Here is an 11217-nt window from a genome sequence, read left to right on the forward strand (position 1 = left end):
CCGGTGAAGGTGACCGGATACGCGTATCCGTGGGACGTGCTCGGCGACACCGCGTTCGCCGAGCGGGTGCGGGATCTTGGAGTGGACGAGGTCGCGGTGGCCTTGGCCTACCACAGCGCCCGGGCCGCGACACCTTGGTCGACAGACCAGACTTCGGTGGTCGCGCGGACCGCCGCCCTGTACCGACCGGTGCGCGCTGGGGCGTGGTCGGATCTCGTCCCCGCCACGCCGGACTGGGTCTCCTCGGAAGACAGCGGCGGCGATGCGGTCCGACGGCTCAACGAGGCTGGAATCCCGGCCGCCGCGTGGATCGTGCTCACGCATAACTCTCAGCTGGGCACCGAGTTCCCGCAGTACGCTGTGCGCAACTGCTTCGGCGAGACGTACCCGTGGGCGCTCTGCCCGGCACAGCCCGCCGTACGCGAGTATGCGGCCGTGTTGACCGCCGAATCCGTTGCAGGACTTGACCTTTCGTCGGTCTTGCTGGAGGCGTGCGGACCGCTCGGCGGCGTGCACCAGCACCAGCACGAGAAGACCGACGGCGTATGGGCTCCCGCCACCGCGCGGCTTTTGTCGATCTGCTGCTGCGACGCCTGCGCGGAGGGCTGGACCGGCTTCGACCCGTCGGACGTCCGGGAAACCTTGCGCGCCGAGGTGCAGCGGCTGATCGCTACGGCGGATTTGTCGGTGGTGGAGGATAGACTTCCGGCTGAGTTGAAGAAAGTATTGCTCTCCGGACGGCAGCAGTCGACCGATGCACTGCGCGCCGCGGTTCTGGCCGTGCTGGAGCCAGGTACGCGGATCGTGCTGCACAGCGCACTGGACCCGTGGGTCACCGGCGCACTGCCCGGCCTGACCCCGACAGCCGCCGACGACGCCGAGACGGTGGTGCTGCAGAACTGGGCCCCCGGCCAGGCAAGCGTCGACGCGGTTGCCGCTGCTCGGAAGGCACTGCCGGAACGGGTCGCGATCGGCAGCTACATCACCGCGGTCGCGGCGAGCGCGGTGCCGGACATCGAGGCGTATGTGCTCGAGCTGGCCAAAGCTGGCGCGACCGAACTGCACCTGTACCACCTGGGCCTCGCCGGACCCGCGCGCTGGCCGGACCTGCATGCCGCTACGGCTGCCGCGCACTCGGTGTCGTGAGGCTTGGATGGTGGGGTGACGGGTTGAGTCGTGAAGCTTTTGCCCTGGGAAGGTGTGCTGGTTGCGGCAGTCCCCGAGTCGGGTGGCTGGCCGTTGCCGCGAGCTTGGCGTCGTGAAGCTGTTTGACGAGGAGATCTGTTGAACGGCGAAGCTTCCGCACCGGAATGGGAAAGCGTGCTGGCAGCAGCCAGCCGAGTGGCTGGCTGCTGCTGGGCATCCGGCGTCGTGAAGCTGGTCGATGAGGAGATACGTTGAGTCGCGAAGCTTCCGCTCCGGGGTGGGAAAATGCGTTGGCTGCGGGAGCCGCTGGGCCGAGTGGCTGGTCGTTGCCGCGCACTTGGCGTCCTGAATCTGTTCGACGAGGAGATGCTGTGAGCCGCGAAATTCCCGCCCCGGAACGGAAACGCGCGACGGCAGCCACTCGGCTGTTCGCGGCAAGCGCTCCGGCTGACCGTGCCGAGTGGCACCCCGCCGTTGCCGCGCACCCGGCGTCCTGAAACCTGTTTGACGAGGAGATCCATTGAGCCGCGAAACTTCCGCCACGGAACTGGAAAGCGTCCTGGCCGCCGCTGCGGCAGCCGCCCGGCCGTTCGCCGAGAGCACGCCTGCCGAGCGGGCACGCTGGCTGGCCGCCGCCGCGGACGCGCTCGACGCGGCCGCCGACGAGCTGATCCCGTTGGCGCACCAGGAAACCCGTCTCCCGGCCGCGCCGCGGTTGAAGGGCGAGCTGGCGCGCACGACGTTCCAGCTCCGGCTGTTCGGCGAAGTGCTGCGGGACGGCGAATTCCTGGGCGCGACCGTCGACCACGCCGACCCGGCCTGGCCGATGGGCGCCCGGCCGGACCTGCGCCGGGTGCTCGTGCCGATCGGGCCGGTGCTCGTGTTCGCCGCGAGCAACTTCCCGTTCGCGTTCAGCGTCGCGGGCGGCGACACGGCATCGGCGCTGGCGTCCGGCTGTCCGGTGGTGCTCAAGGCGCACCCGGGCCACGAAGAGCTTTCGACGCGGACCGGCGAGATCGTCGCGCGGGCGCTGACGGAGGCGGGTGCGCCGGAGGGTGCGTTCGCGGTGATCCACGGGGTCGAGCAGGGCGTCACGGCGCTCAAGGACCCGCGGATTTCCGCCGCCGCGTTCACCGGTTCCGTTCCGGGCGGGCGCGCGCTGTTCGACATCGCGGTGTCGCGGCCGACGCCGATTCCGTTCTACGGCGAACTGGGCAGCGTCAACCCAGTCGTCGTCACGGCGGGTGCGGTCGCGGCGCGCGGCGAAGCGGTGGCGAAGGGCTATGCCGGGTCGTTCAGCCTCGGCGCGGGCCAGTTCTGCACGAAGCCGGGTCTGCTGTTCCTGCCCGAGGGACACGGGTTGGACGACACCCTCCGCGAGGCCGTCGAAGCGGTGGCCCAGCAGGAAATGCTGAACGACCGCATCGCGGCCGGGTTCGCGCGGAAGCTGGCGGATCTGCGCGCGGTGTCGGGCGTCGAGTCGGTCGTGGAAGGCGCGCAGGACGGCGACGCGTTCACTCCGTCGCTGTTGGCGACCACGGCGAAGGAATTCCTGGCGGGCGGCGAGGCCGTTCGCGAGGAACACTTCGGCCCTGCGTCGCTGATCGTCACCTACTCCGACCAGGCGGAACTGACGGAGGTGCTGGACAGCCTCGAACCCGGCCTCACCGCGACGGTCCAAGGCGAGGAGAGCGACGCCGACTTTGTGCGTCCGCTGCTGCCTTCGCTCACCCGGCTCGCCGGACGGCTGCTGTGGAACGACTGGCCGACCGGCGTCACGGTCAGCTGGGCGCAGCAGCACGGCGGCCCGTACCCGGCGACCACCGCGCCGACCACGACCTCGGTCGGCACCGCCGCGATTGAACGCTTCCTGCGCCCGGTGGCGTGGCAGAGCTTCCCGGACGCGCTGCTGCCGGAAGCCCTGCAGGAAGCGAACCCGTGGCAGTTGCCGCGCCGGGTCGACGGAGCGCGCTGAACAGACCCCCTCGTGAGTGGCGATCCCGGTTCTAACCGGGATTGCCACTCGCAACCAACCCCACTGGGAGGCACCGTCATGCCCGTTAACCGCAGAACCGCACTGCGTGGCGGTGCCATCGCCGCCGCGTCGGTCGCGCTGGCCGCCACCGCGCGCCCGGCCTTCGCCGCACCTTCCGCCGATCCGTTGAAGACCATCGTGGCCGGCTACCGCGAGCTGCAGACCGGCATCAACCGTCCGTCGCCGGAACGCTCGGCCGCGTTGAAGAACCTCGGCCGGGTCGCGAAGTCGTACTACGACAGCATGACGGTGTCCGGAAACGGTCCACTGTGGACTGACCTGCCGCTCGGACCGGGCAGCGACTACACCACGTCGATGTACGCCCGGCTGCGCGCGATCGCCGTCGACTGGGGGACTCCGGGCAGCACGCTTTCCGGCGACCCGAAGGTGCTCGACGGGATCAAGAAAGCGCTGGAGCTGATTTACGCCAGCCAGTACAACCCGCAGGTCGGCGAGATCGGGAACTGGTACACCTACGAAATCGGGGTGCCGTACTACCTGCTGCACACGCTCGTCACGGTCGCCGACCAGCTGACCGCTGAAGAGTCGGCGCGATATGTCAGCCCGATCAAGCGGTTCGTCGGCAACCCGAACCTGCGCGCGAACAACCCGAAGGTCGTCGAAACCGGCGCGAACCGGGCGGACAAGGCGCTGATCTCGATCGTGTCCGGCGCGCTGACCGGCGACACCGCGTGGATCCGCACCGGCATCGACGCGATCACCGACGTCGCCGGCGGGGGAGCAGCGAACGTCCTGGCGAAGCTCAATCGCGCGGCGGGCGACGGTTTCCACGCCGACGGTTCGTTCATCCAGCACGACACCATCCCGTACCCCGGGCACTACGGCATCGTCCTGCTGACCGCGCTCGCCGGGACGATCCACGTCACCGAAGGCACCGAGTACGCGCTGCCGGACGACCTGAAGCAAAAGGTGTACGCGCTGGTCGGCGACACGTTCGCGCCGTTCGTCTACGCGGGCGCGCTGATGGAGCCGGTGCGCGGGCGGATGCTGTCGCGCCAGGGCGAAACCGCGCACGACATCGGACATCAGCTGACCGTCGCGACTTTGGTCCTCGCCCGCTCGGCGACCGGAACCGTGAAGACGGAACTGTCCGGCCTCGCCGCCAAATGGATCAAAGAAGGGACGTACGCGCCGTTCCTGGAAATCCCCGATCCCGAACGGTTCGCGCCGGGCCCGGATCTCGTCGCGACGCCGGGCATCGAGTTCGCCCAGGATATGCTCGCCGGACCCGTTCGGCCCACGCCGATCGTCGCGACTCACCGGATTTTCGGGCAGCAGGACCGGATGGTGCACGTGACCGAGGGATGGTCCGCGTCGCTCGGCGTCGGCTCCACGCGGATCTCGCGCTACGAGTCGATCAACGGGATGAACCTGCACGGCTGGCACGTCGGCGACGGAGTGCTGTATCTGTTCCTTCCCCACGCGAAAGGCCACTACTCGGACGCCTATTGGCCGACCGTCGATCCGTCGCTGCTGCCCGGCACCACCGCGAAGGCCGGTCCGCCGGGACCGCTGGCCGCGACGCCGCTGACGACGAAAGCGCACGTCGGCGGCGTGCGCTGGGACGCTCGGCACGGCGCGTACGCGATGGATTTCGTCTCCGAAGACGGTTCTTTGTCCGCGAAGAAGTCCTGGTTCTTCACTCCGGCGGGCATCGTCTGCCTCGGCGCGGGGATCACCGACACGTCCGGGCAAGCGGTCCGGACGACGATCGAAAACCGCAACCTCGGCGAAAACGGACGCGGCACGCTGCTGGCCGACGCCCGCGTGGTCGGCGATTCGGCTGCGTTGCACCGGCCGCGCTGGCTGCACCTCGACCACGTCGGCGGGTACGTCCTGCTCGACAACGCCGAGGTCACCGCACTGCGCGAAGACCGGGTCGGCGCGTGGCGCGACGTCGACACCGGTGCCAACACGAAGGGCACCACGACGCCGAACACGCGGCGGTACCAGAAACTGGTGATCGAGCACGGCGCGAAGCCGGTGGATGCGAAGTACGCGTACGCGGTTCTGCCCGGCGCTTCGGTGGTGGGGACTGTCGCTTCGATGCTCTCGTGGCGCGTTCGGGCGAATACGGCCGCTGTCCAGGCCTTGCGGCTGTGGGATAACACACTGCTCGCAAACTTCTACAGTGCGGGTACCGTGGACGAAGTATCCGTCTCAGGACCCGCTTCGGTGGCGCTCGGCAGGGACAGTCTCGCTGTTTCCGACCCGACGCAGCTGCAGGACAGCGTCCGCGTGACGGTGCGGCGGCGCACCGTGGAGGTTCCGCTCAAGGACACCTTCGGCGCCACCAAGATCGTTCCCCTGCGGTGAGCACGGTTTTCCCCGCCGGGCCGGTGGTTCCCGGCCTGGCCCGGCGGGGCCCCACTTGAGTCGGCCTCGGCCGTAAAGTGGGCGGAGCTGTACCGAGCGGGGAGGAACTGTGGCGCATTTCGATGTCCTGGTCGTCGGAGCCGGACTGTCCGGCATCGGCGCGGCGTGCCGGCTGCAGCAGCAGGTGCCGGGCCGGACGTACGCCATCCTCGAAGCGCGCGACACGATCGGCGGAACCTGGGATCTCTTCCGGTACCCCGGCGTGCGCTCCGACTCGGACATGTTCACGCTCGGCTACCCGTTCCGCCCGTGGCGCAAGGAACAGACGATCGCGTCCGGCGCGGAAATCCTGGAGTACATCCGGGAGACCGCCGCGCACTACGGGATTTCCCAGCACATCCGGTTCGGCTACCGGGTAGTTCGGGCGTCCTGGTCGTCAGCCTCGGCCCGCTGGACGGTGGAGGTCTCCCGCGACGGCGAGCTTCTCGTGTTTACCTGCTCTTTCTTGTACCTCTGCAGCGGCTACTACAGCTACGAAAACGGCCACGTCGTCGATTTCCCGGGCCGCGACGCGTTCCGCGGCGAGATCGTGCATCCACAGTTCTGGCCGGAGGACCTGAACCTCTCCGGCAAACGAGTCGTCGTCATCGGCAGCGGCGCCACCGCCGTGACCTTGGTGCCGGAACTGGCTTCGCACGCGGAGTCCGTGACCATGCTGCAACGCTCGCCAAGCTACGTCCTCTCTCGGCCCTGGACGGACTCACTCGCCCGCCGCCTGCGGAAATATCTCCCTTCGCGACTCGCCTACCACGTCGTACGGGCAAAGAACGTCCTGGTGACGACGCTGCTCTACCAGTTCTCCCGGCGGCAGCCCGAGCGCGCGGCAGCCTTCTTGCGGGACGCGGCCGCTCAGCAATTGCCCCCTTCGATTCCGGTAGATCCCCACTTCTCGCCCCGCTACCAACCCTGGGACCAGCGGCTCTGCCTGACCCCCGGTGCGGACTTCTTCAAAGCGCTCCGCAGCGGAAAAGCGGACATCGTCACCGACCGGATCGATCGCTTCACCCTCGAAGGCATCACTCTGGAATCAGGCGCACGACTGCCCGCAGACGTGATCGTCACCGCGACCGGCCTGCGGGTGATCGCGTTCGGCGGAATCGACCTGCGCGTGGACGGTGCGGCGATCGAGCCTTCGGAACAGCTGGTGTACAAGGGAATGATGCTAGGCGGGGTGCCGAACTTCGCGTGGTGCCTCGGTTATGTGAACGCGTCCTGGACACTGCGGTCGGACCTCGTCTCCCGCTACGTGTGCCGCTTGCTGAACCACCTTTCCCGCAACGGGTTCGATGCGTGCGTGCCCCTCCCTCCCGCAATCCCGGACGCGACGCGGCGACCGATCATGGACCTGACATCGGGCTACCTGACGCGCGCCGCCTCAGTCCTGCCCCGTCAAGGCAACCGCCGCCCCTGGCTGATGCGGCAAAACTACGTACTGGACGCGGCCGACCTCCGGCTGAGCCGAGTCGACGACGGGGTGCTGCGATTCAAGCGCGCTTCGCGGCGCAGTGCTTGACCTCCTGTTTCCGTGCTGCTCGGCTTTCGTGATTCTGCGGGGGCGGGCGGCGGTGGTGCGGAGGTCCTTTTCGGCCTGGTCTGTTGGGCTTTGCTGAGCTGCTCGGCTTTCGTGGTTCTGCGGGGGTGCGCGGCGGTGGTGTGGAGGTCCTTTTCGGCGTGGTCTGTTGGGCGTTGCCGTGCTGCTCGGCTTTCGTGGTTCTGCGGGGGCGGGCGGCGGTGGTGTGGAGGTCCTTTTCGGCGTGGTCTGTTGGGCGTTGCCGTGCTGCTCGGCTTTCGTGGTTCTGCGGGGGTGCGCGGCGGTGGTGTGGAGGTCCTTTTCGGCCTGGTCTGTTCGGCGTTGCTGAGCTGCTCGATTTTCGTGGTTCTGCGGGGATGCGCGGCGGTAGTGCCGAGGTCTTTCCGGCCCAGCCTGCTCGGCGCCGCTGATGGCCTGGCGGGGGAGTGCCGCGATGGCGCCGAGCTCTGCTGTTCTTGCTTCCGTTGGCTTTTCCGGCGATGTGGAGGGGAGCCGCGGAGGCCTTGCCGAGATCGTTCCGGGCTGGTCTGCTCGGCGTTTCTGACGACCGGGCGAGCGAAGCACCGCGACGGTGCCGAATTCCCGGCCCCGCCCCCTCTCGGCATTTCGCGATGACCTGCCGAGGGGGCCGCCGCGGTCCCGCTGAAATTCTGCCGGTCCGGCCGCGGCACCGGTCCGTCAACAGCTCCAATCTTTGTCCAGATCGAGGTTTTCCCGGCGCTGGGTGAAGGAGAACCAGTTGCCGGAATCGTCGCGGAAGATGGCCTCAGTGCCGTAGGGACGTTCTTGCGGTTCCTGCACGAACTCGACGCCGCGTGCCTTCAGGGCTTTGTAGTCGGCGTGGATGTCGTCGGTCCCGAAAACCCCGGCTCCCAGCACTCCCTTCGCGACGAGCTTCTTCAGCGCTTCGGCCGATTCCGGGTCGAGCGCCGGCGCGCCCGGGACCATCAGCGTGATCTCCAGGTCAGGCTGGTCCTTGGCCCCGACGGTCAGCCAGCGCATCCCGCCGTCTCCCATTGTCATGTCGGTGCGGACTTCCAGGCCGAGCTTCCCGGTGTAGAACTCCTTGGCCCGGTCATGGTCGAGGACCCAGACGTTGGCGATGGACAGGCCCTTGATCACAGCTGACTCCTTGTGTCCGGCAGGCGCTGTTCGCCCGCTCTCTGTGATCAACCGTAGTTACTGCGGGGGCCGCTCGGCTTCTTGAAAATTGCGGTCCTTGGCCGGGCGTCGCGGCTACGTACCGGTGCCACGGTGCTGCGGATCAACGACGAGCCGGACCTGGGGCACTACGCCGCCGCCATGCAGGACCAGGAGGGCGACGAATTCGACATCGTCTGGGTGGCGTCTCGGCAGTGCCGGTCACCCCCCTTGCTTCACGGCCGCGCCCAACGTCGGCGGTGATCCGCGCGAACAAGGCCTGTTTCCTTGGCCGGCAACGGCTTCGTCACCGCACATCCACGAGATCGGCCCGCGGCGGGATCCGAGGTCAGTCGAGGCGCGGTCCTTGCTCGGCGACGGCTCCAGGACGTCCGTGAGATCGACGCGCCAGGGACTTCGTCACTCAGGACCCGGTTTGGACGTCTGCGACAGTCCCTTGAACCCGCCGTGCCACAAAAGCGCGTAACACCCGGGGACGAGGGCTGAGCCCTGGCTGACATGTCGGGCACGGTATTCGCTCGGGGTCAGGCCGGTGTGTTTCTTGAAGCTCGCGGAGAACGATCCGAGACTGCTGAACCCGACTAGCGCGCAGATTTCGGTGACGGACAGGTCGGCGGTCCGCAGCAAATCCTCCGCGCGTTCGATCCGGCGGCGGCTCAGATACTGTCCGGGTGTCTGCCCGTACACGGCGCGGAAAAGGCGCACGAAGTGGTAACGCGAGTACCCGGCGTGCGCGGCGATCGCGTCCAGGTCGAGGGGTCCGGCCCAGTCGCGGTCCATGGCGTCCTTGGCCAGGCGCAGCTGCCGCAGCTGCGAAAGCGGGACCGCGGGCGCCGGGCCGGGGGTGGTTCCCATTTCCCGATGGTGACACAGCCGCCGGGGCAGCGCTCTCGGGCTGGCTGGGACGCTGGGCCTGCCCGTGTGCGTCGGCGGTGACGTCTGCGCCACCGACGCGGTCTCGGGCTCGCCGGGAGTCCGAGACCGCCAGTGTTGGCCAAGACTTGTGCCGTGTCAGCGGCTGCGGGCTCGCGGGGAGTTCGAGGCTGCCAGTGTTGGCCAAGACTTGTGCCACGCCAGCGGCTCCGGTCTCGCCGGGCAGCCGAGGCCGCTCATGGTGTGTCCGGCGGTCTTCGCCGTCCGCCCGCCTGCCTTGCTCCGTCTCCTGAGCTCCTGAGCCAGGCATCGAGCACGTCGGCTTCCGAACCGCCGAAGCCTCACGCCGCTGTGTGCGCCAGCCAGTGGTCGGCCAGGTCGTGGTCGCCGGTGATCGTGACCTGGCCGGGTGGCAGCCGTCGGGTGAGCACGAGCAGGAGATCTCCGGCGGAACCCGTCAGGGTCACGTCCGCGGTGTCCGTGGCCCGCGTCCACCGCACACCGGCGGGGGTGCGGGTGATGAGCCAGCCCACTCCGGCGCCGGGGCGGAGCTGGAGCGTTTGGCCGGTGCCGCGCAGTGCCGCGAAAGCTGGTCTCAGCGTCGCCATGACCGGGTGGGACAGCATTTCCAGCCACTCGCTGATCGCGTCGTCCGCGAGGTCCGGAGCGATCTCGAACGCGGTTCCGGTGGCAAGGGCCGCGTCCGCGTGGTGCACCGTCGTGTCGTGGAGCATGCGGCGCAGCCAGAACGTCGCCGGTCGCGGGCCGAAGAATGTCCACACTGGACTGTCGGCGGCGGCGAGCACCGCGGCGGCGAGTTCCGCGGCTCCCGCGTGCAGCCAGCCGGACCACTCGCCGGGCGCGCCGGGGTCCGCTTCGAACGGGTCCGGCACCGGGGCCGGGCCTGACCGGATCAGGCCCGCCGCCCAGCGGTGCGCCTGCCCGACGTGCCCGGCCAGCACTCGCAGCGGCCATTCCGGGCAGGTGGGCGCCGGAGTCTCCGGATCCGCGCCGGCCACCGCCTTCGCGAACCCGGCGGTATGGTCGTGCAAGCCTTGGACAAATCGTGCGGTATCGAGATCCATGGCCGTACCGTAGGAACTCCACCCGGCTGGAGGTTCCATCGGAAGTGACCGGCGACACACTCGGAATCGGCGACCTGGCGCGGCGCACCGGCGTGCCCGTCCGCACGATCCGCTTCTACTGCGACGAAGGACTGCTGACCTCGGCACGCAGCGCCGGCGGGCACCGCCGGTTCGACCCGGCGCAGGTGCACCGCCTGAACCTGGTGCGGCGGATGCGCGGACTCGGGCTGAGCCTGAATTCGATCGCGGACGTCCTCGCCGGAGAGCGCTCCCTCGTCGAGGCAGCGGCCGCCGAGCGCGCCGCGCTCGACCGCGAGGTGACGACGCTGGCCTGGCGGCGCGCAGCTCTCCGCGCCGTCGAAGAGGCACCGCCTGCCGACCGAGCTGCTCGGCTCGAGCTGCTGTACGCCGTGACAGATGGCTCCGCCGGGCACGAGGCCCTCGTCCGCCTCTGGCACCCGATGGTCACCGGCACGGTTCCGCCGGACACGGCCGACATGTTCCTCGCCGTGAGTGCGCCGCAGCCCCCTGAGCTGCCGACTCCGGCGCAGGTCGTCGCGTACGCCGAGCTAGTGCTGCTCGCCGCCGACCGAGCGTTCGCCGCCCGGCTGCGGACCAGCACGCTGGTCACTCGCCTCGGCGCTCTCCACGACGGCGTCGGCGCGGCGTGCGAGCTGGCGTCTCCGCAGGTGGCGGCGGGAGCACGACCGGAACCGGGGCCTGCGCTCGATCTGTTCGCCGCGGCCCACGCCGCCGCGTCCGGCACCGGCGACACCCCGGAGTTCCGGGGCGTGCTGCGGCGGCGCACGGCCGCCGACCGGCATCCGCAGGTACGCCGCTACTGGCATCTCGCGGGGGAGATCACCGGTGAAGCCGTGCCGGTCGGAGTCGCGCACACCTGGCTGCTGGACGCACTGGATCGCTCGGCCGGCTGAGACTTTCCGGGCAGCGGGCGCGTCTGGTGTCCACTTCACCGCAAGGCAGGAAGG

General features: G+C 69.2%; 8 protein-coding genes. 5 read left to right on the plus strand and 3 right to left on the minus strand.

Annotation, left to right across the window (positions count from 1 at the left end; translation table 11 throughout):
* Positions 1 to 3: 3 nt before the first annotated feature.
* From AB5I40_RS00240 to AB5I40_RS00255, 4 genes are all read left to right on the plus strand, one after another.
* Positions 4 to 1146 carry a hypothetical protein gene (locus AB5I40_RS00240; protein ID WP_370936366.1) on the plus strand — a complete coding sequence of 381 codons (1143 nt, stop codon included), beginning with the start codon at positions 4 to 6 and terminating at the stop codon, positions 1144 to 1146.
* 520 nt (positions 1147 to 1666) lie between these two features.
* A complete protein-coding gene (locus AB5I40_RS00245) occupies positions 1667 to 3121 on the plus strand; it encodes an aldehyde dehydrogenase (NADP(+)) (RefSeq protein WP_370936367.1) in 1455 nt (484 codons plus the stop codon).
* A 78-nt stretch (positions 3122 to 3199) separates the two neighbouring features.
* A complete protein-coding gene (locus AB5I40_RS00250; RefSeq protein WP_370936368.1) occupies positions 3200 to 5518 on the plus strand; it encodes a polysaccharide lyase 8 family protein in 2319 nt (772 codons plus the stop codon).
* A 109-nt stretch (positions 5519 to 5627) separates the two neighbouring features.
* The gene (locus AB5I40_RS00255) at positions 5628 to 7091 is read left to right on the plus strand and encodes a flavin-containing monooxygenase (protein WP_370936369.1); all 1464 of its coding nucleotides are present in this window, start codon (positions 5628 to 5630) and stop codon (positions 7089 to 7091) included.
* A gap of 696 nt (positions 7092 to 7787) precedes the next feature.
* On the opposite strand, the gene AB5I40_RS00260 is transcribed toward AB5I40_RS00255, so the two are convergent.
* From AB5I40_RS00260 to AB5I40_RS00270, 3 genes are all read right to left on the minus strand, one after another.
* Complete coding sequence (locus AB5I40_RS00260) at positions 7788 to 8231, minus strand: VOC family protein (protein WP_370936370.1); 444 nt, start codon at positions 8229 to 8231, stop codon at positions 7788 to 7790.
* A 438-nt stretch (positions 8232 to 8669) separates the two neighbouring features.
* Positions 8670 to 9125 (minus strand): helix-turn-helix transcriptional regulator, encoded by a 456-nt coding sequence (locus AB5I40_RS00265; RefSeq protein ID WP_370936371.1) that lies wholly within the window; start codon positions 9123 to 9125, stop codon positions 8670 to 8672.
* A gap of 359 nt (positions 9126 to 9484) precedes the next feature.
* Positions 9485 to 10228 (minus strand): maleylpyruvate isomerase family mycothiol-dependent enzyme, encoded by a 744-nt coding sequence (locus AB5I40_RS00270; RefSeq protein WP_370936373.1) that lies wholly within the window; start codon positions 10226 to 10228, stop codon positions 9485 to 9487.
* Between the two features lie 44 nt (positions 10229 to 10272).
* Between AB5I40_RS00270 and AB5I40_RS00275 the strand changes: the two genes are divergently transcribed.
* Positions 10273 to 11163 carry a MerR family transcriptional regulator gene (locus tag AB5I40_RS00275; protein ID WP_370936374.1) on the plus strand — a complete coding sequence of 297 codons (891 nt, stop codon included), beginning with the start codon at positions 10273 to 10275 and terminating at the stop codon, positions 11161 to 11163.
* The last annotated feature ends 54 nt before the right edge of the window (positions 11164 to 11217 follow it).

The organism is Amycolatopsis sp. cg13 (assembly GCF_041346965.1).
Lineage (GTDB): Bacteria > Actinomycetota > Actinomycetes > Mycobacteriales > Pseudonocardiaceae > Amycolatopsis.